Source organism: Streptomyces sp. NPDC093591 (assembly GCF_044764885.1).
Taxonomy (GTDB): domain Bacteria; phylum Actinomycetota; class Actinomycetes; order Streptomycetales; family Streptomycetaceae; genus Streptomyces.
Genome location: NZ_JBIWIY010000002.1, coordinates 52,844 through 73,951, shown reverse-complemented (window position 1 = coordinate 73,951; position 21,108 = coordinate 52,844). Strand labels below are relative to the sequence as shown.

Here is a 21,108-nt window from a genome sequence, read left to right as displayed (position 1 = left end):
CGGCACTCATGTCGGGATTCGTGTCGGGGTTCAGCCGGCCTGTCGGCACTCATTCGTGGAGGTGGAGCGTGAGCGAGCCGCGGTCCGCGCCGACGGTCGGTCAGGTCGTCCTCGGTCGACGCCTGCTGGACCTGCGTGAACGCGCCGGGCTCAAGCGCGAGGAGGCCGCCCGCATCCTCCGCGTCGCCCCCGCCACGGTCCGCCGTATGGAGATGGCAGAGGTCGCGCTCAAGATCCCCTACCTCCAACTGCTCCTGAAGGCCTACGGCATCTCCGACGAAGAGGCCGACGGCTTTGTGCAACTGGCCGAGGAGGCCAACAAGCCCGGCTGGTGGCAGCGGTTCCACGACATCCTGCCCGGCTGGTTCTCGATGTACGTCAGCCTGGAGGGCGCGGCCGGCCTCATCCGGTCGTACGAACCGCACTTCGTGCCCGGCCTGTTGCAGACCGAGGACTACGCGCGCGCGGTGCTGAGGTCGGGGGCCATCGGCCAGACCAGCCCCGAGGACATCGAGCGCCATGTCGCCCTGCGCATGCAGCGCCAGCAACTGCTCACCCGTGAGGATGCGCCCCGGCTGTGGGTCGTGATGGACGAGACCGCGCTGCGCCGCCAGGTCGGCGGCCCGGAGGTGATGCGTGCCCAGATCGACCGGCTGCTCGAGGCCACGAAGCTGCCCCACGTGACGCTTCAGGTGGCCCCGTTCGCGAACGGGCCGCACCCCGGCACGTACGGGCCCTTCGTGCTGTTCCGATTTGCCATGTCAGAACTGCCGGACATGGTCTACAGCGAGTACCTGACCGGCGCCGTCTACCTCGACGCGCGCACCGAGGTGGCGACCCATCTCGAGGTCATGGACCGCATGGCGGCGCAGGCCGCTACGGCACATCGCACGAAGGGGATCCTCCGGGATCTCCGCAAGGAGCTGTGAATGGATCGCATCAAGCCGCGCATACACGTCTACAACGGCATGCCCGCGCGGGACTTGGGCACCGAGGGCTGGCACAAGCCGTGGAGCGGCGGCAACGGCGGCAACTGCCTGGAGGCGATGAAACTCGCCGACGGCCGGATCGCCGTCCGTCAGTCGACCGACCCGGACGGGCCGGCGCTGATCTACACCACGGACGAGATGACGGCGTTCATCGAGGGGGCGAAGGCGGGGGAGGCGGACTTCCTGCTCTCGTGACGTTATGGTGCGTGGTTCACTCAACTTCCTTGTGTTGGTGCTGAATTGATGGGGTGCTTTATCAATGGTTGAGATCGACACCAGCAAGCCGCATCCCGCGCGGATGTACGACTGGTATCTCGGCGGCAAGGACAACTACCCCGTCGACGAGGCCATGGGGAAGCAGATGCTCGCCCTCGACCCGCGCGTCCCGGTGATGGCGCGGGTCAACCGCGCGTTCATGCACCGGGCCACGCGCTGGCTCGCCAAGAACGGCGTACGTCAGTTCCTGGACATCGGCACCGGAATTCCCACCGAGCCGAACCTCCACCAGATCGCCCAGGGGGTCGCCCCCGACGCGCGCGTCGTCTACTGCGACAACGACCCCATCGTGCTGGCCCACGCGGCGGCCCTGCTGCGCGGCACGGACGAGGGTACGACCGAGTACCTGCAGGCCGATGTGCGCAGCCCCGAGGCGATCGTCGAGGGCGCGAAGAAGGTCCTGGACTTCAGCCGCCCGGTGGCCCTCTCCCTCATCGCGCTGCTGCACTTCGTCTCCGACGAGGACGGCGCGCACGAACTGGTGACCCGGCTGCTGTCCGAACTCCCCTCCGGCAGCTACCTGGTGATGACGCACGCGACCGCCGACTTCACTCCCGAGGAGTCGAAGGCGGCGACCGAGAAGCTCAAGGCGGCCGGCGTCACCCTGGCCCTGCGCTCGCGTGAGGAGTTCACCCGCTTCTTCGCCGGCCTCGAACTCGTCGAGCCCGGCGTCGAGGTGCCGCACCACTGGCACCCCGAACTGGGTGACCCCGTACCCGGACAGGACGACGGAGTCATCCCCGGGTACGGGGCGGTGGGGCGCAAGCCGTAGTTCCCCCTGCGCGCCATCTGTCGTTCCCCCTACGGGCAAGCCGTAGGTCTCCTCACAGGTGCGGCGTTCTCCTTACAGGTACGACATCATGCGTCGCGGAGCGTCCACCAGGCGGCTGAGGACCACCACCGGCAGCGGGGGCTGCTCGACCTTGGCCGGGCTGAGGTTCAGCCCGTAGTAGATCTGCTCGATCGAGGGCGGGCCGACCGCGAGGTTGCGCCGGACCGCCTGCGACGGCGACTCCTCACCGGTCTTCACGAGGTACGCCGCGACCATCGCGCCCGTACGGCCGACACCCGCGCCGCAGTGCACGAACACCGGGCCGGACGCCGACGAGACGACGTCGAGGAAGCGCTGCACCTGCTGGGGCGACGGCGTCTGCCCGTCACGGATCGGCATGCGCACGGCCTTCAGCCCGGCGTCACCCGGTTCGGCCAGCTCGCCCGCGCTCAGGTTCTCGGCGCGCAGGTCGACGACGGTGGTGATGCCCATGCTCGCCAGTGCCCGGTAACCGGCCGGGGAGGGGGCGGAGCCGCGCCACAGCCGGCCGTCGGTGTCCACCGGCTGGAAGTGGTTCACGCCCTGGACGGACCGCGTACCGGCAGGCGCCGGAGTCTCCTCGCGGGCCAGGAACGACAGGCCCAGGATGCTGCCGGCGCCGGCGGCCCACAGGGCGAGGTAGCCGATGACGAGGCCGAGGAGGATCCGCAGGGCGCGCCGGGACAGCGGGCGCTTGCGGAGAGCGGAGGAGGGCAGGGTTGCGGTAAGGACAGCCATGGACGACCCGGGGGGCTAGGGGACGAGGGTCGTTGGAATCGTAACCCGCGGTATGTGATCAACTGTGCGATACGTCCGTTTTGTGCGATTAGTCTCACTTGTCATGTTCAACTACTCGGGGCGCGTAGTCGGTCGGTCGCGGTCGGCGCGGGCGATCGGCGGGGGGCGGCCGACGGGGAACCGTCAGCCCTGGTCCGCCTCCGCGTCGCCGACGGCGACCACCGTGAGGTGGGCGCGGTCCAGGGTCGCGTCCTCCAGGCAGCCGCGCAGCCGCATGAGGTCGTGGTCGGTGAGCGCGGGCCGTATCACCCCGGCGAACGTGCCGTCCCCCAGGTCGCCCAGCGTGGCGTGCCGCAGCGGTGCGGCCGTGGAGTGCCGGCAGCTCTCCCAGATCTGCTGCGCGGCCAGCGCCCTCCCGGCGGACGACATGTCCACGCCCCGCAGCTCGATCTGGACGACCACCGAGGTCGCCTCGTTCCCGTTGGCCTGTTCCTTCCGGGTCTGGGTGAGCTCGGCGAGCCCCACGACCAGGGCGGCGAGCAGGGCGGCGCCGACGAGGGCGACGGTGGCGAGGCGGGCGGTACGGCCCCGGGAGGGCCCGCCGCTCAGCGGTGGCAGGTCCTCCAGGTCGTCGGCGTCGGCCGGGCCGGGCGCGGCGAGCACGGCCAGCCGCCCGGCCAGGCGCCGTTCGGCGGGTTTCGCCGTGGCGGACGCCAGCCGCTGCACCACCCAGGCGAGCCCGGACAGCAGCACGCCGGCGACCATGAGGACCGGCACGAAGACGTACGTCCGCTCCGCCGGGTCCTCCAGCCACCGGAACCGCGTCTCCTCGTGCGTCACGGCCGGCTCGCGCAGCCGCGTCAGTATGTCCTCCTGGCGGGCGTCCAGCTCCCGCTGCCGCCGGTCGGTGTCGCGCAGCCGGTCCTCGATCCGGTTCAGCCGCCCCAGCGTCACCAGGCCGAGCAGCATCACCTCGACGACCAGCAGCAGGACCCCGCAGATCATCGCCCGCTGCCACTGCCAGCGGTACAGGTAGACGACGAGGTAGGTGCCCGCGCCGGCGGCGACCAGCGCTCCGAAGACATACGCGATCTTCCTCATGACGCGTCCCCCAGTCGTACGTCACCTGCCGTGCCGTCGACGGTCAGCCGGGAGCCGGGCGGGAACCGGCGTACGGCGTCGGTGGCGCCGACGACCGCGGGGAGCCCGAACTCCCTTGCCAGGACGGCCAGGTGGGACAACGCGCTGCCGGTCTGGGCGACCAGGCCGGTGAGGCCGGGCAGCAGCGGGGCGAGCGCGGGGTCGAGGGTGCGCACGACCAGCACGGCGTCTCTCGGCCGGGGGCCCGCACCGTCCCACACGGTGCCGACGACGCGCCCCGCGGACACACCCCGTACGCCGTCGCCACGGCCGCCTCCCCGCTCGGCGACGACGACCTGACCGTCCGCGAGCCGGAAGGCGTCCGGCAACGGCGGCGACTCGGCCTGCGGCACGCGCGCGTGGAGATCGCCGGGCAGGGCCCCGCCGTCCAGCACGGCGGCCAGCTCCGCCCACCGCAACAGGCCGGCACGCTCCACGTCGATCCCCAGCCGCCGAGCCGCCTCGCGCACGAGCCGCACCTGCAGTTCCTGCACCCAGCGGATGCGGAGTCGGAGGGCTTCGCGGGGAGGGAGAGTGGCGAGGGAGGGGGAGTGGGGGCTTGAGGGGTGGGGGGTGTTGTTCGTGGGTGAAGGGGGTGCAGGGGCCTCTGCGGGTGGAGGGGCCTCTGTGAGCCACGGGGCCCGTGTGGTGCCGGTGTGTGGGGTGGCGTAGATGGCGAAGGCCGCGCTCCTGGGGGTGGTGTGCGTGGGACGCGCCAGTGTGGCCGCGTCTGGTGCTGGTGCTGGTGCTGCTGCTGCCGGTGCGGGCGCCGGTCCCTGGGCGATCACTGTCGCCCACGTCCGGTGGGTCTCCGTGGCCTGCGGAGCAGCCTGACCGGGGTCGTTCGGCGGCGGTGACGGCGTCGCCGTGGCGCCCGGCGGTTGCCCTCGTCCGCGCAGGCTCGGGGCGGTGAGGGCCAGGATCACCGGGGCGCCGGCGACCGCCCGGCCGTCCGGGATGCCCAGGGCGCGGGCCTCGGACAGGGCGGTGAGGGCCGTGCCGGCGGCTGTGCGGCTCTTGGGCGGCTCGTCGAGGAGGGCTCCGGCGAGGGCCTCCTGGGCGTGCAGGGAGACCAGGGCCCGGCGGGCCCAACGGAGCTCCGCGGCCAGGGCCGAGCCGGAGAGCGCGGTGGGCGACGGGATCCCGGCGAGGTGGCGGTCGACGTCCGCGGCGAGGTCGGTGGCAAGGCCGGGCAGGGCGGACGCGAGGCGACCCACCCGCCAGGCCGCGGTGAGCCGGCGCGCTCCGGGTGCCGGGTTGAGCAGCGCGAGCCACCGGTGCCGGGGTGGCACGGCACCGAGGAGCCGCAGATCGGCGGCGGCGCGACCGGCGACCGTCGTGACCACGGGCACCGAGTTCAGCAGCCGACGGGGCGCGGTGCCCCCGATGTCGAGCGCGGCGGCGAGCCCACGGGCCATCGGCGCCACCCACAGGTCCTCCTCCAGCGGTGCCAGCTGCTCCGGCAGCGTCTCCGCCACCGGACCGGGCCCGAGCAGTCGCGCGCCGCGTGCCGGTCGCGCCGCCATCGCGGTGATCGGCCGACTCTGGAACAGCCACAGCCGCCCGTCCGCGTCGAAGCCGAACTCGACGTCCTGCGGCCCGCCGAAGACCCGACGGACCTGCCGCGCCAGCCGCGCCAGCCGGAACAGCTCGACGCGCGTGAGCAACGAGCCGGAGGGCTCCGTCGGAACCTCCGAAGACTCCGTCCGCAGGAGTCTTCCGTGCCCGCTCAGCCAGTAGTCGGTGCCGGCCCGCGCCCCGCCGACCAGGCTGTCCGGCCCGCCGCGCACCGCGCTGACCAGCAATCTGTCGGCCCGCCCCGCGACCGGGTCGGCACCGAACATCACCCCGCCGACCCGAGCCGTGAGCATGGGCTGCACCAGCACCGCCATCGGTGCCGTGGAGCCGTCGGGCCGGTGCGCCGAGTCGAGCACGGTCCGTACGGCCGTACGGAAGTCCCGCCAGCCGCGTACGTCGAGCACCGAGGTGAACTGGCCCGCCAGGGACGACTCCTCCGTGTCCTCCTGGGGCGAGGAGGACCGTACGACGAGCGGGCGGGTGCCGCCCTCGGAGAGCTCGTCCCAGGCGCGCCGCAGGGCGACCGTGTCGCGCACTGCATGGTGCGGTATCACGAAACCGGGGAGCACGGGCAGTCCGGCGCGGGCCGCGCGGGCGAGGTTCGCGGCCTTGGATCCCATCAGCGAGGGGAGCGCGGTGCCGGTGCCGGGCAGGTCCAGGGGGACGACGGCGGGGCCGTACGTCTCGACCTCGGCCGACGTGACGTCGCCCCGGAGTTCATCCCCGTCGCGCGCACCTTCTCCGTGACGTTCATCGAGCGTCGTCATCGAACACCCTCCAGGACCGGCCGCCAACAGGGGGGACGCGCTGGGGTGGCCCTGCGCCTGACGACGGAACGAAGGATGGGGGCGAGCCGCTGCCGTCCCGGGCGCGGGTACGGCGACAGCACACCTCCTGCTCCGATGATCCCACTCCTGTTCGGATCCATGTAGCCCGGAAGCCACTTTTCGGACACATGGGAGAACAAATATGTATGTGGGGGTATGCCGGGAAAGGGCGACTTGTTTTCGAGAGCGGCAGTCCACCTTTCGGGAGTGGCAGTCCACGCCCGGCTCCCAGCGGCGGTAGTCCCCGCCCGGCTTTCAGCGGTGGTGGTCCCCGCCCGGCGGCAGCACCCCGCACAGCGCCTCCAGCGCCGCCCCGTACGCGTGCTCCGAGGGCGTCGCGTACCCGACGACGATGCCGTCCCGGACCGGCATGGCCGTCTCCTCGGCGTGTTGATGCCGGAACTCGGCGAGGCCGTCCAGGGCGATGCCCTGCCAGGTGGCCGCCTTGACCGCGGAACGTTCGGTGCCGGGCGGCAGCCGCAGCACCGCGTGCAGTCCGGCGGCGACACCGGTGACCTCGATGTGCGGCGCGTGCGTGGCGAGTGCCGCGACGAGGCGGTCGCGGCGGCTCCGGTACCGCTGCCGCATCCGCCGTACATGACGGTCGTACGCACCGGAGGCGATGAAGTCGGCGAGGCTCAGCTGATCGAGGACGCTCGCCCACGCCTCACGCTCGCCCTTGGCCGCGAGCACGTCGTCGACGTACCGCTCCGGCAGCACCATCCACCCCAGCCGCACCGCCGGTGACAGGCTCTTGCTGACCGAGCCGATGAAGATCACTCGCTCGGGATCGAGACCTTGGACGGCGCCGACGGGTTTGCGGTCGTAGCGGAATTCCCCGTCGTAGTCGTCCTCCAGCACGACGCCCCCACGCGCGCGTGCCCAGTCGATCACGGCGGCACGCCGCTCGGGGGGCAGCGGACCGCCGGTCGGGAACTGGTGCGCGGGCGTGAGCAGTACGGCCCGTTCGCGTCCCAGCCGGTCGACGCGTGCGCCGTCCTCGTCGAGGGGGAGCGGTACGGTCCGTACGCCCGCGGCGGCGAGGAGTTCGCGGTGGAAGCCCAGCCCGTACGCCTCCACGGCCAGCGGACCGCGCAGCACACCGCCACCTGCGCCCGGGCCTGGGCTCCTGTCCTGGCCGAACAGCAGCCGCAGGGCGTGCGCGAAGCCGGAGCAGATCACGATCCGGCCCGGCTCGGTACGCACGCCACGCGCGCGTGCCAGGTACTCGGTGAGCGCCTCCCGCAACTCCACGCGTCCGGCGGGATCGCCGGGCCCGAAGACCTCGTTCGGCGCCTGCTGGAGGGCCCGCCGGTAGGAGGCCAGCCAGGCCGCACGCGGGAACGCCGACGCGTCCGGGGTGCCCTGCCGCAGGTCGTGCCGAGGCCCACGCGCGCGTGGCGGCGCCTTGCGGGGCACGCGCTCGGCGCGTCGCAGGGGCTCGGCACGCTCGGCCACCCTCGTCCCCGAGCCCTGGCGGGCGGTGAGCCAGCCCTCGGCCACCAGCTCCGCGTACGCGTCGGCCACGGTGTTGCGGGCGACTCCCAGATCGGCGGCGAGCGAACGGTACGGCGGCAGCCGGGTACCGGGCGCGAGCCGCCCGTCGCGCACCGCCTCGCGCAGCGCACGGGTCAAGGCTGCCCGCCGGCCGCCCGGCGCGGACGCCTCGGAAAGATCCAGGTGCAGGTCGGCGCCGATGCGCTCCGCCGAATTGACCCACGATTCAGCCATGGAAATGCACCCTACAGCCGGTCTTTCCGGCCCGTAGGTTGATCCACATGACGACGAACACGACCGACACCAAGCTCACCGAGTCCATCGCCGAGTCCATCAACGCGGCCGAGGCCGCCCGCACCCGCCTCGACTTCGCGAAGTCCGCCCCGAAGGTCTTCCGCGCCATCGTCGGCTTCGACGCGGCCGCCCGTGAGGGCCTGGACCCGGCACTCGTCGAACTGATCCAGATCCGCGCCTCGCACCTCAACCACTGCGCCTACTGCCTCCACATGCACACGACCGACGCCCGCAAGGCCGGCGAGAGCGAGGACCGGCTGCACATGGTCGCCGTCTGGCGCGAGGCCCGCCACTTCTTCACCGAGAAGGAACAGGCCGCCCTGGCCCTGACGGAGGCGGTGACCCTCGTGGCCGACGACGGCGTCCCCGACGAGGTCTACGCCCGGGCCGCGGCCCACTTCGACGAAGCGGAACTGGCCCACGTACTGGCTCTGATCCTCACGATCAACACATGGAACAGGGTGGCGCTGGCGACGGGGAAGGTGGCGGGGACGGACGAGCGGCGTCAGGGACGTCAGTGAGCCGTTCCTCGCGCCCGCGATCACTGCCCGTCAGACGGACATGGGGCGGTCGTACGGCGAGATCGGCGCCGGCAGCCGTGAACTCCCCGTCAGGCAGCGGTCGACGGCCGCCGCGACCGCCCGCCCCTCCGCGATCGCCCACACGATGAGCGACTGCCCCCGGGCGGCATCCCCCGCGGCGAACACACCGGGGACGTTCGTTTCGAACCCGGCATTTCGCGTGATCGTGCCGCGAGGCTCCAGCTCCAGCCCCAGCTGGTCGATCAGCCCGTCTCCCCGGTCGGGCCCGGAGAAGCCGAGGGCGAGCAGTACGAGGTCGGCGGGCAGCGTCCGCTCCGTGCCCGCCAGCGGGCTGCGCCGCGCGTCCACCTCGGTCAGGTGCAGCGACCGTACGTGTCCGTCCGCGTCACCCGTGAAGCGGAGCGTGGACGCCGCGAACAGTCGCGCGTCCGCGTCCGCCGCGGGTGCCGTCCGAAGATCGCGCGCCTCCTCGTGCGCGGCCGACAGGCGGTAGATCTTCGGGTACGTCGGCCAGGGCTCGGCGTCCTCGTCCCGCTCGGCGCCCGGCTGGGCATAGATGTCGAGCTGCGTCACGGAGGCGGCGCCCTCCCGGACGGCGGTGCCGAGGCAGTCGGCCCCCGTGTCCCCGCCGCCGACGATGACGACATGCTTTCCGGCGGCGGACATGGGCGAGGTCTCCAGATCACCCTCGCACACCCGGTTGGCCAGCGGCAGATACTCCATCGCCTGATGGATGCCGCTCAACTCCCGCCCCGGAAGGGGAAGTTCACGCCAGGCCGTGGCTCCCGTGGCGATCACCACGGCGTCGTAGCGCGCCCGCAGCTCCGCGGCCCCGATGTCCCGCCCGACCGCCGTCGACGTACGGAACTTGGTCCCCTCGGCCCGCATCTGCTCGATCCGGCGCTCCAGATGGTGCTTCTCCATCTTGAACTCGGGGATCCCGTACCGCATCAGCCCGCCGATCCGGTCGTCCTTCTCGTACACGGCGACCGTGTGCCCCGCCCGGGTCAGCTGCTGCGCCGCGGCTAGCCCGGTGGGCCCCGACCCGATCACCGCGACCGTGCGCCCGGACAGCCGGTCCGGCGGGCTCGGGGGCGCGAACCCCTCTTCCCAGGCCCGGTCGGCGATCGCGCACTCGACGTTCTTGATGGTGACGGCCGGCTGGTTGATCGCCAGCACGCACCCCGCCTCGCACGGCGCCGGACACAACCGCCCCGTGAACTCGGGGAAGTTGTTCGTCGCGTGCAGCCGGTCGGCGGCCGCCCGCCAGTCCTCCCGCGACACCAGGTCGTTCCACTCGGGGATCAGATTGCCCAGCGGACAGGCGTCGTGGCAGAAAGGTATGCCGCAGTCCATGCAGCGGTCGGCCTGCTTGCTGATGATCGGCAGCAGCGCCCCGGGGACGTACACCTCGTCCCAGTCCTTGACCCGCTCCTCGACGGGCCGGCGCGGCCACTCCCGGCGGGGGGTGGTCATGAAACCCTTGGGATCGGCCATGGCCGTCTTCCTCGTGTGCGCGTGCGCGTGTGACGTGTGGGAGCCGTACGTCATCGGGCGGCACTCTTCCGGCCACGATACGTCCCGCGGGCCACGGGCGCAGAGTGGCGGGACAGCGCTTTCTCCCCGGGTGGCGGGGGCGCGTCAGCTGAGGGCCAGCACGTAGGACACCGCCGCGGCGGCCGAGGCGACCGCGCGGACGTGGTTCCACGCCGTCCACTCGCGCACGTACGTCGGCCAGTAGGCGGCCGCCTCCGGAGTGCCCGCGTCGAGCTTGAGCAGCGCCTCGTTGCGCGGCACGTTCGCCACCATGGTCACCCCGAACGAGCCGAACAGAAACAGCGCACTGCCCAGCAGCAACTCCACCGTCGCTTCCTCCGGCCAGAGCACGAACGTCACCACGGCGATCACCGCGCACAGCACCGCCGACCCTATGAACACCAGCATGAACGCCGGCAGCAACGCCGCCACATTGATCGCCTTCATCGCGGCCACGCCCTGCGCGGGCGGCAGCGCGGCGAGCCCACGCATCACGAAGGTCGAGAAGGCGCAGAAGACCCCGGCCACGAGACCGGTGCCGACCACACCGATCACGATCAGTACGAAGTACGGTCCCTCAATCATGTCAACGTCAACTCCCGCATCCCGCCGGAATCCTGCCCGGCCGCCTCCAGCAATACCAGTGCAACTTGTACAAGATCAGTGACTATGGCCGAGCGGCGCGAGCACCTGTGCCAGTACCTGCGTGAGTCTGCCTGAGCGGCCGGCAGGACGGACGCGGGCGCTGCGATGAGCGTCGCGTCTTGAGGCAGTGCGCCTCGCAGGGCCGGTTGGTCTCCCGGCGGTTCGCTTCCCAGCGGTTTCCTTCCCTCCGCTTCGCCCCCGGGCCCCGCGCGGCGGCATCGGCTCGGCTGTTCCCGACCCTGGGGGACTCTCAGCCGACCCCCGACACCTCCGCCCGCCACGCCCGCAACGTCGACTCCACCGCCGCCGCGATCCGGCGCCGAGCCTCGTGCCGCGGCACCCCGCTCATCAGCAGCTGGTCGTACGGCGTGTCCATATGCCGTACGGACGCCACGACCGCCGACGTCACCGCCGCCTCGGACAACGCCCGCCCCGCCGCACTCCGCCCCACCCGCCCACTGCCCCGTACCGACGCATGCGCGGCGATGTCCCGCGCCCGGCCCGCCGGGCACCCCGGGAACAGCCGCCGTATCTCCCCCGCGAACGCCTCCGCGAACCGCACGTCCTCCCGCGCCCGCTGCCGGGCGTCCCGCACCCGGCGGCGCCGCCGCGCCTCCGCGTCCGCCAGGCACCGCTCCTCGGCGCGGGCGAGCCCCGCCTCCTCGACGAGGACGCCCTGCCGCTCATAACGGCTCCTGCGTCGGTTGAACCTCACGACCACCGCCGAGAGTGCGCTCTCCTCCCGCGACCGACGCGTCAACGCCGTGTCGCCGCGCGGCAGAAACACCAGATGCCCGAGGTCGGCACAGTCGAGACACCGCGGCGCACCCTCCTCCAGCACGAGCATCTGCAACGGTCCCGCATGACACTCCGCACAGTGCCGCCGCTTGAGGGGCTGGATCACGAGAAGGCCGGTTCGGGGCGGGGGAGTTGCGAGCGGTGCCATACGGGGTTCATTCCCCTCGGGGCAGGCCCGGGGAACTCCCTGACCGGGGTCGAGAAGCCGTCTGATCAGGCCGGGGAGGCCACCCGACCGGCTCCGGAACGCGACGGGGTGTGTCTGCGGAACGGTGTGGTCGGGTCCGGGGCGGCCTGGTCGGGTTCGGGTGCGGGCGGTTCGGGCCTGGGGGCGGGCTGGTCGGATTCGGGGGATGGTCTGGGCGAGGGCGAGGGCGAGGGCGAGGGTCGGGACGAGGGTGATGGTGAGGGCGGGGATGAGGGTGAGGGCGGGGGCGGGGGTGAGAGTGAGGGCGGGGAAGAGGGTCGGGACGAAGGGGAGGGCGAGGGGCAGGGCGAGGGTGAAGGTGATGACGAGGGTGAGGGCGGGGACGAGTGTCAGGGGGAGTGTGAGGGGCAGGGCGGCGGCGAGCGTGCGGGTGAGCGAGGGCAGGGGTGGGAGGGACCGCGGTAACGGGGCCGCGGAGCGCCCCGCACCCCGGCCACCTCCTGCCGCATCATGGGCCGTGTGCGACTCGAAGCGATCACCTGGGACCGGCTCGGCGACCTGCTGGCGGAGCGGCTGTGCGACCTGAAGCCGGCCGATGGCAGCCCTTGGCCGCGCATCGCGTTCGACGGTGCCCCGGCGGCGCGCCCGGGAGACCTCGCCGAGCGCGTCGGTGAGGCGCTGCGCATACGCGGCCGTCCCTCGCTCACCATCGGCACGGAGGGCTTCCTGCGCCCCGCCTCGGTCCGCCTGGAGTACGGCCACCAGGACGTGGACGCCTACTACGACGGCTGGTTCGACACCGGCGCCCTGTGGCGCGAGGTCTTCGGCCCTCTCGAACCCGGCGGCGACGGTCGCGTCCTGCCCGACCTGTGGGACCCGGTCACCGACCGAGCCACCCGCAGCTCCTACGCCCAACTCCCGCCCGGCGGCTTGCTGTTGCTGCACGGACCCCTCCTGCTGCGGCACTGGTTCCCCTTCGACCTGACCGTCCATGTCCTCCTCTCGCCCGGTGCCCTGCGCCGCCGTACCCCCGAGGCCGACCACTGGACCCTCCCCGCCTTCGAGCGCTACGACCACGAGACCGACCCCGCCGGTACGGCGGACGTCCTGGTCCGTGCCGACGACCCGCGGCACCCGGCGTGGAGCGGCTGAGAGGCAGGCCGGCTCGGCGGCTGGGCGGTTGAGGGACTCGGCGGTAGGGCGGTAGGGGGGCGGGCGGTTGAGTGGTGAGCCTTTGCGTCTTTGAGTAGCTGAGTCCGACTCGGCAAAACCCCTTCTGTATGCACGTGCATTCATTAATCTGTCCCCATGACGACCTCCACGACTGATCCGATCTCCTTCGACGACTCCGTCCGCTCCCTCCTCGACGGCAGGAACTTCGCCAGCGTGGCCACCCTCGGTCCCGACGGCGCCCCGCAGAACTCGGTGGTCTGGATCAAGCGCGAGGGCGACACCGTGCTCTTCTCCTCCGTCGACGCCCGCCAGAAGGTGCGCAACCTCCGTCGCGACCCCCGCATCAGCGTCTCGGTCTACGACCTCGCCAACCCCTACACCTCCGTCGAGATCCGCGGCACCGCCGAGATACTCCCGGACGACGCCAAGCGGCTCCCCTTCGAGCTCTCGCACAAGTACCTCGGCATCGACCCGCCCGCCGAGAAGGACGACGAGACCCGAGTGATCATCCGCGTCGTCCCGCGGAAGATCGTGGGCTTCTCGGCCTGATCGCCACCTGCTGCTGGGGACCGTTACCGCCCGCTGCCGGGTCCCGCCACCGCTCGGTTCCGGGTGCGGGCGCCCGGCGGCACGGCGAGAATGAAGGGCGCCGGGACTAGCGGTGCGTCCCGCGCCGCGCCGGCCGTCCGGCATCGGGAGGTACTCCATGACCACTGCCGGAGACATCATGCACCGTGGCGCCCAGTGGATCCCGGCCCACGAGACCCTGGACCGCGCCGCCCAGCTCATGCGCGAGCTGGGCGTCGGAGCCCTGCCCATCAGCGACGAGAACGAGCGGCTCTGCGGCATCCTCACCGACCGCGACATCGTCATCGGCTGCGTGGCCGTGGGGCGCGACCCGAGCAAGGTCACCGCCGGCGAGATGGCCCACGGCACCCCGCGCTGGATCGATGCCAACGCCGACATCAGCGAGGTGCTCCGGGAGATGAAGGAGCACCAGATCCGTCGGCTCCCGGTCATCGAGAACAAGCGCCTGGTCGGCATGATCAGCGAGGCCGATCTGGCCCGGAACCTGCCGGAGGACGAGGTCGCCCACTGGGCCGAGAGCGTCTACGCCAGGACCACGGCGCCGACGACCCACTGACCCGGCGAACGTCCCCTCACCTGATGTGCCGTCCCCGCCCGGCCGACCGCGCCGGACGGGGACGCACCGCGGTCGGCCGTGAGCCCGCCGAGGGGAGCGTCAGAGCCATCCGTTGCGTCGGAAGCCGCGGTACAGCGTCACGCACGCCACGGATATCACGCCTATGACCAGCGGATAGCCGTACGTCCAGCGCAGCTCCGGCATGTAGTCGAAGTTCATCCCGTACAGCCCGCACACCATCGTCGGTACGGCGACGATCGCGGCATAGGCGGTGATCTTCCGCATGTCCTCGTTCTGCGCGACCGTGACCTGTGCCAGGTGCGCCTGCAAGATCGAGTTCAGCAGTTCGTCGAAGGCGGCTATCTGCTCCTTGGCCCGCAGCAGATGGTCGGAGACGTCGCGGAAGTAGGCCTGTATCTCCGGCTCGACGACCCGGATGGGCCGAGTGGCCAGTTCCTCGAGCGGGCGGCTCAGCGGAACCACGGCCCGCTTCAGCTCGAGGAGTTCCCGCTTGAGCTGGTAGATCCGGCCCGGGTCGGCCCGCGCGCCGTTCTCCGCGAACACGTCCGTCTCGACCTGGTCGATGTCCTCCTGCATCGAGTCGGTGACGCTCAGATAGTCGTCGACCACATGGTCGGCGATCGCGTGCAGCACCGCGGCGGGACCTTTGGCCAGCTGCTCGGGGCTCGACTCCAGCTCCTCGCGCAACGGGCCCAGCGAGCCGTGCCGACCGTGCCGTACCGTGATCACGAAGTCCCGGCCGACGAAGACCATGATCTCGCCGGTGTTCACGACCTCGCTCGTCGCCGTGAGTTCCTCGTGCTCGACGTAGCACACCGTCTTGAACACCGCGAACAATGTCTCGTCGTAGCGCTCCAGCTTCGGCCGCTGATGCGCCTCGACCGCGTCCTCGACGGCCAGTGGATGCAGGGCGAACAGCTCGGCGATGCCCGCGAACTCCTGATCCGTCGGCTCATGGAGGCCGAGCCAGACGAAGCCCGCGCCGCGTTTGCGCACCTTCTGCACGACGTCGACCAGATCGCCGCTCTCCGGGACCCGTACGCCGTCCCGGTACGTCACGCAGTTCACCACCGAGGAGCCCAGCGGGGACCGGGCGGGATGGCTGAGGTCGACGCGGGGGCGCCGTCGAGTCAGCCGTGCCACCTTGCGGAGGCCGCCGACCTTGCTGAGGCCCGTGACCTTCCGCAGATTCCCTGCCATGGACATCTGGATCTCCTTGCGTGGATCTCCCCATTGAAGTGCGACTCGCCTCCGGGACGCTCCGGCCCCATCGGTTCGCTCGCGGTGCGCCGCATCTGTGCGCCCTGGCCCGCCAGTTTGCCAGGTGGGTGGGAGACGTGGGTAAGCCTGTGGGAGCAGGTGGTTCCGCTTTGTTCCTGGCTGTGGATGAAGGGTCCGTCCCGGCCTCGCCACTCGGCAGGCACAGCCCTACGGGATTCAGGGCCGTCCTGCCGAATTCGGGACCGCCCTGCCGAGCGTCGCCTTCTCCGGACAAGCCGGGCAACTGGGATGATCGCATCATGACGCGAACCCACGGGTATCTCCTCGGTAATCAGCAGGACGAGGCGGGCGAGCGCTTCGACGCCTTCGCCACTCTCTTCGATCCCACGACGTTCCGACACCTCGAACGGCTCGGTGTCGGGCCCGGCTGGCTCTGCTGGGAGGTGGGTGCCGGCGGCACCTCCGTGGTGTCCTGGCTGGCCAAGAAGGTCGGCCCGACCGGACGGGTCGTCGCGACCGACATCGACACCACACAGCTCACCCCGGCCGCCCGTCCGCCGGTCGAGGTCCGCGTCCACGACGTGGGTGCGGACGAGCCGCCGGGAGAGGAGTTCGACCTGGTGCACGCCCGGCTCGTGCTCGTGCATGTACCGGACCGCGAACGGGCGTTGCGCTCGATGATCAGTGCCCTGCGCCCCGGTGGCCGGCTCCTGATCGAGGACGCCGACCCCGCTCTGCAGCCCCTCGTCTGCCCCGACGAGCACGGCCCCGAACAGCAGCTGGCGAACCGACTCCGCAACGGCTTCCGCGAACTGCTCGCCGACCGGGGCGCCGACCTCTCCTACGGCCGCCGGCTCCCGCGCCTGCTCCGTGAGGCAGGTCTGCGCCAGGTGGAGGCCGACGCCTACTTCCCGGTCGCCTCGCCCGCATGCGCCGCTCTGGAGTCCGCCACCATCCGCCAGATCCGCGACCGGCTCGTCACCGAGGGCCTCGCCACCGACAAGGACATCGACCGCCACCTCGCCAACGTCGCAGCCGGAGGCATGGACCTGGCCACCGCCCCGATGATCTCGGCATGGGGCCGCAAGGCGTAGCGGAGGACCGAGAACTGACATGGCTTCGCACAGTCGGCAGCAGCCGGTCGCCGTCACCGCTCCGCGGGCGGCCTTCCACCCACCCGGTTCACCGCCAGCGCACCCGCCCGGCACCCCTCCCGCGCCGCATCCTCGGGCCCGGCGCCCGAGAGCAGGGCCGCGAGGAAGGCGCCCGTGAAGGCGTCGCCCGCCCCCGTCGTGTCCCTCGGCGTCGCCGGCGCGGCGGGGACATGGGCGCGCACAGCGCCGGACCGCGCCACCAGCGCGCCGTCCGCGCCCTGCTTGACCACCACCAACGGCACCTGACGGCTCAGCTTGGCCGCCGCGTCCGCCGCGTCGGACAACCCTGTGAGCAGACACGCCTCGTCACGGCTGGGCAGCAGGACGTCCACCCCTTCCACCAGCGCCAGGAAACGGCCGACGCCCAGCTCCACGAGGAAACCGGCCGACGCCGGATCCAGGCTCACCGGCACACCCCGTGCGCGTGCCGACGCCAGAGCCGCCGCCACCAGCGCCCGGCTCGGCTCGGAGAACAACAGGTAGCCCGAGAGGTGCAGTCGGGCGACACCGTCCAGCATCGTGTCCGACCAGTCCTCGGGGCCGAGCCGCAGGGACGCCCCGCTGTCGGTGAGGAATGTCCGCTCGGCAGCGGCGCCCGTGTCGACCAGGCAGATCACCGTGCCGGTCGGCGCCTGCGGATCCACGACGAGACGGGGCCGTACTCCGCTCGCGGCCAGCTCCCGCTCGTGCCACGAGGCCGCGTCCGTGCCGACCCGCCCCAGGAGCCGCACCTGATTGCCGCCCCAATACGCGGCCCAACAGGCCACATTGGCGCCCGCGCCGCCCGGCACCGTCCGGATCGCCGCAGCCGTGTCCGTGCCCGAGGCGAGCGGCCCCCGGTGGCGGGCGATGACGTCCGTCACCACGTCCCCGACGACCAGCAGCGCGCCCCCGCACTCGTCGGCCGGAGCGGGCCCTTGGCCGACCCCGCCGCTCCCCGTCCCGCTCCCCGGCTCGCTCACGCTCCGGCCCAGGCCGCCGCGATCCGTCCCGCCAGCCGAACGTTGCCGCGCACCGCCGCGAGATTTGCGCTCAGTGAGGCACCGTCCGTGTGCCGTACCAAGTAGTCCAGCAGGAACGGCGTGACCGCCTGACCGGTGACGCCCCGCTCCTCGCACGCGTGCAGCGCGTCGGCGAGCACGCGCGCGTGCAGCGCGGGATCCAACTGCTCCGCCTCCGGAACCGGATTGGCGACGATCAGCGCCGACTCGGGCCCTTCGAGCGCGTCCTGAGCACGCATCACCTCGGCCACCTCCTGAGGTGACTGAAGCGTCCAGTCCACCGGATGCCCCGAGTCGGACAGATAGAAGCCGGGGAAGCGCTCGGTGCGGTAGCCGGCGACCGCGACACCGAGGGTCTCCAGACGCTGCAGGGTCGCCGGGACGTCAAGGATCGACTTCACCCCGGCACACACCACGGTGATCCGCGTACGCGCCAGCAGCCCCAGGTCGGCCGACTCGTCCTGCGTCACCGTCCACTCCCGGTGCACACCGCCGAGCCCGCCCGTCGCGAACACCCGCACGCCGGCGAGCGCCGCCAGCAGAGCCGTCGCCGACACCGTGGTCGCCCCGCTCGCCCCGGCGGCCACCGCGAGCGGCAGATCCCGGTGCCCCAGCTTGCGGATCCCGTCCTCGTTCGCGATCCGCTCCAACTGCTCCTTGTCCAGCCCCACATGGGGACGCCCGTCCAGCACGGCGATCGTCGCGGGAACCGCGCCCTCCCGCCGTACGACGTCCTCCAGTTCCAGCGCCACCTGCAGATTGCGCGGGCGCGGCAGCCCATGCGCGATGATCGTGGACTCCAGGGCTACCACGGGTTGACGCGCGTTGATCGCCTCCCGCACTTCTTCGGACACCACCAGCGCCACGCGCATGCCTCCTGTCGTTCGGTCTTCCCTCATCTCTGGCAGGCGGCACGCCCGGTCAAACCCTTGCGGCCTGTGGGAGACGCCACCAGCCTGGGACGCATGACCGACAACACGACACGTCTCGACCATGTGGTCCTGTGGGTGCGCGACCCGGCCGCCTCGGCCGAGTTCTACGAGAAGACCCTCGGTATGGCATCGATCAGGCTCACCGAGTTCACCGCCGGCGAGGCGCCGTTTCCCTCGGCTCGCGTCAACGAGGAGACCATCCTCGACCTCATGCCGATGGCCATGGCGGAGCGCATGCAGATGCTCCCCGGTGCCGCCCGGAGCGCGGGGCACCCGGTCAATCACGTCTGCCTCTCCTTGCCGGAGGCCGACTTCGACGCGCTGCGCACCCACCTGGAGGAGCACGACGTACCCGTGTCGGACTACTCGTACGACTCCTTCGGCGCCCGCGGCAAGGCCAGGCGCAGCTTCTACTTCCGCGACCCCGACGGCAATGTCTTCGAGGCCCGGCACTACGACTAGCACGCTGCGAAGGGGGTCACACGTGCGTGGCGCCCCGGCCACGGCCCTGTCAGTCGCCCACCGGAACGTCGGCGGCCCGTCCGCCCCGCGTGAACAGCGCCAGCGCCGCCAACGGGAGCAGCAGGCAGGCGGCGGTGAAGTTCAGCCAGCCGTAGCTCGCCCGGGCGACGACCAGCCCCGCGGCCGCGCCACCGACGCCCGCGGAGGCGTTCATGACGAGGTCCGACAGTCCCTGGGCAGCGGCCCGTGCGGGCTGCGGAACGGAGTCCGTGAGCAGCGCGGAACCGGAGACGAGCCCCGCCGACCAGCCGAGGCCCAGCACGAAGAGACCGACGGCCGTCTGCCCGTGACTGCCGCCTGCCGTACCGGCGAGGAACACCGCGCATGCCAGCAGCCCCACGGCGAGCCCGATCCCGGACAGCCGCCCCAGCCGGTCCGACAACCGCCCCATGAGCGGCGCGAACGCGTACATGCCGGCAATGTGGCCGCTGATGACCAGACCGATCAGATCGATGCCCGCGCCGTGGTGCGCGAGGTCGACCGGAGTCATCGCCATCACCGACACCATCGCCGTGTGCGCCACGGCAACGGTCACCACCGCGAGGCGCGCTCGCGGCGAGGCGGCCACGGCCGCCATCCCGGCGCGCAGTGAACGCGCCGCGGGCGACTGCTCCTCGGCCGGCGCGAGCGCACGCGCCGTCAGCAGTGGGTCCGGCCGCAGCAGTACGGCCACCACGACCGCGGATATCAGGAAGATCCCGGCCGCCCACAGGAACGGACCCGCTGCCGCGGGTATCCCCAGGCCCGTGACGCTCCGACCGGCGGGGGAGGCGATGTTCGGGCCGACGACCGCGCCGATGGTGGTGGCCCACACGACGAGCGAGATGGCCCGGGCCCGCCGCTCCGGCTCGGCCAGATCGGCGGCCGCGAACCGCGCCTGGAGGTTCGCCGACGACGCCGCGCCGAACGCGGCCATCCCGCACAGCAGCAGCGGAAAGCTCCCGATGCCGGCCGCGATCACCGTGACACCGGCGCCCACGGCTCCGATGAGATAGGCCAGGACGAGTCCGGGACGCCGTCCGCGTGCGGTCATCAGCGCGGCCAGCGGCATCGACAGCACCGCCGTACCGGCGACGGTCGCGGTGGGCGCGAGCCCGGCCAGCGACTCGGTGCCGCTGACCTCCGTCGCCAGGACGGCCGCGAGCGCGATGCCGGTGGCGACGCCGAGCCCGCCCAGGATCTGTGTCGCGATCAGCACGGCCGATATACGGCGCCGCAGGGCCGGCAACCGGTCGGGCGTGACGGACGCGACGCTCCCTCGCACGACGGCGGTCACGATGCACACCCGGCTGTACGGCGCGCCCGGGTGGCCCACATGGAGCGGCCCGCCGGACCTGCCGGCACGGGACAGCACACCGGACCGGCCGCGTACAGGTGGGTGAAGCCGGCCGCGTGCAGCCGGGTGAAAGGTGTCGTCACAGGCGCAGTCTCCCCCTCTTTCCTCGCCAGTCTTCTCTCGCCCGTCCCACTCGGGAAGACCCGGAAGCCCTCACACTGCGCGAAGACCGAAAGCCCTCACACTCCCGGAGACCGAAAGCCTCAGAACAGCGGCTCCGGCAGCACGCCCTCCAGCGCGAGCAGCTTCCGCTTGGTCTCCAGGCCGCCGCCGAACCCGCCGATGCCGCCGTCGCTCTCCACGACCCGGTGGCAGGGCACGACGACCGGCAGCGGGTTGGCGCCCATCGCCATCCCCACCGCCTGGGCCGCGCCCGGCTGCCCCACCCGTCCCGCCAGGTCGCCGTATCCGACGACCGTGCCGTACGGGACACCGGACGCCAGCTCGCGCAGCACCTGCCGGTTGAAGCCGGAGATGAGCGACCAGTCCAGCGGCAGCTCGAAGTCGCGCCGGGAGCCCGCGAAGTACTCCTCCACCTGACGTATCGCCTCGGCCAGCAGCTCAGAGCCGGGTGCCTCCACCGGCTCGGCGCCCAGCCGGGACGCCAGTCGGTCCAGCGTCTGGTCGCGCACGCTCTCCGTGGCGTGGAACACGACGCTGACCAGGCCGTCGCCGGTCGCGGCCAGCATCAGCGGACCGATGTCGGTACCGACGACGGCCCACACGACCTGCTGTTCGTACTGCCCATGGCTGTCCATGCGCCCACCGTACGACCCGCCACTGAC

Annotated in this window: 21 protein-coding genes; 9 read left to right on the top strand and 12 right to left on the bottom strand. The window is 72.0% G+C overall.

The genetic code is table 11. The annotated features are described in order from the left end of the window. Positions 1-68 precede the first annotated feature (68 nt). From ACIREI_RS03750 to ACIREI_RS03740, 3 genes are all read left to right on the top strand, one after another. On the top strand, positions 69-929 hold the full coding sequence (locus tag ACIREI_RS03750) for a helix-turn-helix transcriptional regulator (protein WP_403327014.1): 861 nt from the start codon (positions 69-71) through the stop codon (positions 927-929). Then, the gene (locus ACIREI_RS03745; RefSeq protein WP_403327012.1) at positions 930-1,184 is read left to right on the top strand and encodes a DUF397 domain-containing protein; all 255 of its coding nucleotides are present in this window, start codon (positions 930-932) and stop codon (positions 1,182-1,184) included. Between the two features lie 64 nt (positions 1,185-1,248). Then, complete coding sequence (locus tag ACIREI_RS03740) at positions 1,249-2,037, top strand: SAM-dependent methyltransferase (RefSeq protein WP_403327010.1); 789 nt, start codon at positions 1,249-1,251, stop codon at positions 2,035-2,037. A gap of 72 nt (positions 2,038-2,109) precedes the next feature. On the opposite strand, the gene ACIREI_RS03735 is transcribed toward ACIREI_RS03740, so the two are convergent. The 4 genes from ACIREI_RS03735 to ACIREI_RS03720 all read right to left on the bottom strand — a co-directional run bounded on the left by ACIREI_RS03735 (position 2,110) and on the right by ACIREI_RS03720 (position 8,090). Beyond that, complete coding sequence (locus tag ACIREI_RS03735; RefSeq protein ID WP_403327008.1) at positions 2,110-2,814, bottom strand: dual specificity protein phosphatase family protein; 705 nt, start codon at positions 2,812-2,814, stop codon at positions 2,110-2,112. Between the two features lie 183 nt (positions 2,815-2,997). Continuing rightward, positions 2,998-3,915: a hypothetical protein gene (locus ACIREI_RS03730; protein ID WP_403327006.1), complete on the bottom strand. Its 918-nt coding sequence runs from the start codon at positions 3,913-3,915 to the stop codon at positions 2,998-3,000. Continuing rightward, a complete protein-coding gene (locus ACIREI_RS03725) occupies positions 3,912-6,299 on the bottom strand; it encodes a PEP/pyruvate-binding domain-containing protein (protein ID WP_403327004.1) in 2,388 nt (795 codons plus the stop codon). Before ACIREI_RS03725 ends, ACIREI_RS03730 begins: the two co-directional genes overlap by 4 nt. A gap of 315 nt (positions 6,300-6,614) precedes the next feature. Beyond that, positions 6,615-8,090 (bottom strand): PLP-dependent aminotransferase family protein, encoded by a 1,476-nt coding sequence (locus ACIREI_RS03720; protein WP_403327002.1) that lies wholly within the window; start codon positions 8,088-8,090, stop codon positions 6,615-6,617. Between the two features lie 47 nt (positions 8,091-8,137). On the opposite strand from ACIREI_RS03720, the gene ACIREI_RS03715 reads away from it, so the two are divergent. After that, a complete protein-coding gene (locus ACIREI_RS03715; RefSeq protein ID WP_403327000.1) occupies positions 8,138-8,671 on the top strand; it encodes a carboxymuconolactone decarboxylase family protein in 534 nt (177 codons plus the stop codon). Positions 8,672-8,701: 30 nt separating this feature from the next. Here ACIREI_RS03715 and ACIREI_RS03710 read toward each other — a convergent pair whose 3' ends face one another. The 3 genes from ACIREI_RS03710 to ACIREI_RS03700 all read right to left on the bottom strand — a co-directional run bounded on the left by ACIREI_RS03710 (position 8,702) and on the right by ACIREI_RS03700 (position 11,819). Then, entirely contained in the window at positions 8,702-10,189 is a 1,488-nt protein-coding gene (locus ACIREI_RS03710) for a glutamate synthase subunit beta (RefSeq protein WP_403326998.1), read from the bottom strand. Positions 10,190-10,333: 144 nt separating this feature from the next. Next, the gene (locus ACIREI_RS03705; protein ID WP_403326996.1) at positions 10,334-10,813 is read right to left on the bottom strand and encodes a DUF1772 domain-containing protein; all 480 of its coding nucleotides are present in this window, start codon (positions 10,811-10,813) and stop codon (positions 10,334-10,336) included. 310 nt (positions 10,814-11,123) lie between these two features. Beyond that, positions 11,124-11,819, bottom strand: coding sequence for a DUF2293 domain-containing protein (locus ACIREI_RS03700; protein ID WP_403326994.1), 696 nt, complete (start codon positions 11,817-11,819; stop codon positions 11,124-11,126). Between the two features lie 510 nt (positions 11,820-12,329). Here ACIREI_RS03700 and ACIREI_RS03695 point away from each other — a divergent pair. The 3 genes from ACIREI_RS03695 (at position 12,330) to ACIREI_RS03685 (ending at position 14,136) form a co-directional block, all read left to right on the top strand. Next, positions 12,330-12,971 (top strand): uridine kinase, encoded by a 642-nt coding sequence (locus tag ACIREI_RS03695; protein WP_403326992.1) that lies wholly within the window; start codon positions 12,330-12,332, stop codon positions 12,969-12,971. A 156-nt stretch (positions 12,972-13,127) separates the two neighbouring features. Then, positions 13,128-13,541 carry a PPOX class F420-dependent oxidoreductase gene (locus ACIREI_RS03690; RefSeq protein WP_403326990.1) on the top strand — a complete coding sequence of 138 codons (414 nt, stop codon included), beginning with the start codon at positions 13,128-13,130 and terminating at the stop codon, positions 13,539-13,541. Positions 13,542-13,698: 157 nt separating this feature from the next. Continuing rightward, a complete protein-coding gene (locus ACIREI_RS03685; RefSeq protein ID WP_403326988.1) occupies positions 13,699-14,136 on the top strand; it encodes a CBS domain-containing protein in 438 nt (145 codons plus the stop codon). Positions 14,137-14,235: 99 nt separating this feature from the next. Here the strand turns inward: ACIREI_RS03685 and corA are convergent, their stop codons facing one another. Continuing rightward, complete coding sequence (gene corA / locus ACIREI_RS03680; protein ID WP_403326986.1) at positions 14,236-15,363, bottom strand: magnesium/cobalt transporter CorA; 1,128 nt, start codon at positions 15,361-15,363, stop codon at positions 14,236-14,238. Between the two features lie 314 nt (positions 15,364-15,677). Between corA and ACIREI_RS03675 the strand changes: the two genes are divergently transcribed. Continuing rightward, positions 15,678-16,472, top strand: a complete 795-nt coding sequence (locus ACIREI_RS03675; RefSeq protein ID WP_403326984.1) for a methyltransferase domain-containing protein — start codon at positions 15,678-15,680, stop codon at positions 16,470-16,472. A gap of 53 nt (positions 16,473-16,525) precedes the next feature. On the opposite strand, the gene ACIREI_RS03670 is transcribed toward ACIREI_RS03675, so the two are convergent. Together ACIREI_RS03670 and ACIREI_RS03665 are read right to left on the bottom strand one after the other, a co-directional pair. Continuing rightward, on the bottom strand, positions 16,526-17,416 hold the full coding sequence (locus tag ACIREI_RS03670) for a carbohydrate kinase family protein (protein ID WP_403328024.1): 891 nt from the start codon (positions 17,414-17,416) through the stop codon (positions 16,526-16,528). 74 nt (positions 17,417-17,490) lie between these two features. Continuing rightward, complete coding sequence (locus ACIREI_RS03665; protein ID WP_403328022.1) at positions 17,491-18,399, bottom strand: pseudouridine-5'-phosphate glycosidase; 909 nt, start codon at positions 18,397-18,399, stop codon at positions 17,491-17,493. A 99-nt stretch (positions 18,400-18,498) separates the two neighbouring features. On the opposite strand from ACIREI_RS03665, the gene ACIREI_RS03660 reads away from it, so the two are divergent. Further along, positions 18,499-18,927 carry a VOC family protein gene (locus ACIREI_RS03660; RefSeq protein WP_403326982.1) on the top strand — a complete coding sequence of 143 codons (429 nt, stop codon included), beginning with the start codon at positions 18,499-18,501 and terminating at the stop codon, positions 18,925-18,927. A 49-nt stretch (positions 18,928-18,976) separates the two neighbouring features. Here ACIREI_RS03660 and ACIREI_RS03655 read toward each other — a convergent pair whose 3' ends face one another. Both ACIREI_RS03655 and ACIREI_RS03650 read right to left on the bottom strand, forming a co-directional pair. Then, positions 18,977-20,263 (bottom strand): MFS transporter, encoded by a 1,287-nt coding sequence (locus ACIREI_RS03655; RefSeq protein ID WP_403326980.1) that lies wholly within the window; start codon positions 20,261-20,263, stop codon positions 18,977-18,979. Positions 20,264-20,526: 263 nt separating this feature from the next. Further along, the gene (locus ACIREI_RS03650) at positions 20,527-21,081 is read right to left on the bottom strand and encodes a methylated-DNA--[protein]-cysteine S-methyltransferase (protein ID WP_403326978.1); all 555 of its coding nucleotides are present in this window, start codon (positions 21,079-21,081) and stop codon (positions 20,527-20,529) included. Between the last annotated feature and the right edge of the window lie 27 nt (positions 21,082-21,108).

Excerpts from the sequence above, each read along its gene's own strand:
- ACIREI_RS03745 (WP_403327012.1), top strand. The coding sequence starts at position 930 with ATGGATCGCATCAAGCCGCGCATACACGTCTACAACGGCATGCCCGCG.
- ACIREI_RS03740 (WP_403327010.1), top strand. The coding sequence starts at position 1,249 with ATGGTTGAGATCGACACCAGCAAGCCGCATCCCGCGCGGATGTACGAC.
- ACIREI_RS03735 (WP_403327008.1), bottom strand. The coding sequence starts at position 2,814 with ATGGCTGTCCTTACCGCAACCCTGCCCTCCTCCGCTCTCCGCAAGCGC.
- ACIREI_RS03730 (WP_403327006.1), bottom strand. The coding sequence starts at position 3,915 with ATGAGGAAGATCGCGTATGTCTTCGGAGCGCTGGTCGCCGCCGGCGCG.
- ACIREI_RS03725 (WP_403327004.1), bottom strand. The coding sequence starts at position 6,299 with ATGACGACGCTCGATGAACGTCACGGAGAAGGTGCGCGCGACGGGGAT.
- ACIREI_RS03720 (WP_403327002.1), bottom strand. The coding sequence starts at position 8,090 with ATGGCTGAATCGTGGGTCAATTCGGCGGAGCGCATCGGCGCCGACCTG.
- ACIREI_RS03715 (WP_403327000.1), top strand. The coding sequence starts at position 8,138 with ATGACGACGAACACGACCGACACCAAGCTCACCGAGTCCATCGCCGAG.
- ACIREI_RS03710 (WP_403326998.1), bottom strand. The coding sequence starts at position 10,189 with ATGGCCGATCCCAAGGGTTTCATGACCACCCCCCGCCGGGAGTGGCCG.
- ACIREI_RS03705 (WP_403326996.1), bottom strand. The coding sequence starts at position 10,813 with ATGATTGAGGGACCGTACTTCGTACTGATCGTGATCGGTGTGGTCGGC.
- ACIREI_RS03700 (WP_403326994.1), bottom strand. The coding sequence starts at position 11,819 with ATGGCACCGCTCGCAACTCCCCCGCCCCGAACCGGCCTTCTCGTGATC.
- ACIREI_RS03695 (WP_403326992.1), top strand. The coding sequence starts at position 12,330 with ATGGGCCGTGTGCGACTCGAAGCGATCACCTGGGACCGGCTCGGCGAC.
- ACIREI_RS03690 (WP_403326990.1), top strand. The coding sequence starts at position 13,128 with ATGACGACCTCCACGACTGATCCGATCTCCTTCGACGACTCCGTCCGC.
- ACIREI_RS03685 (WP_403326988.1), top strand. The coding sequence starts at position 13,699 with ATGACCACTGCCGGAGACATCATGCACCGTGGCGCCCAGTGGATCCCG.
- corA (WP_403326986.1), bottom strand. The coding sequence starts at position 15,363 with ATGTCCATGGCAGGGAATCTGCGGAAGGTCACGGGCCTCAGCAAGGTC.
- ACIREI_RS03675 (WP_403326984.1), top strand. The coding sequence starts at position 15,678 with ATGACGCGAACCCACGGGTATCTCCTCGGTAATCAGCAGGACGAGGCG.
- ACIREI_RS03660 (WP_403326982.1), top strand. The coding sequence starts at position 18,499 with ATGACCGACAACACGACACGTCTCGACCATGTGGTCCTGTGGGTGCGC.
- ACIREI_RS03650 (WP_403326978.1), bottom strand. The coding sequence starts at position 21,081 with ATGGACAGCCATGGGCAGTACGAACAGCAGGTCGTGTGGGCCGTCGTC.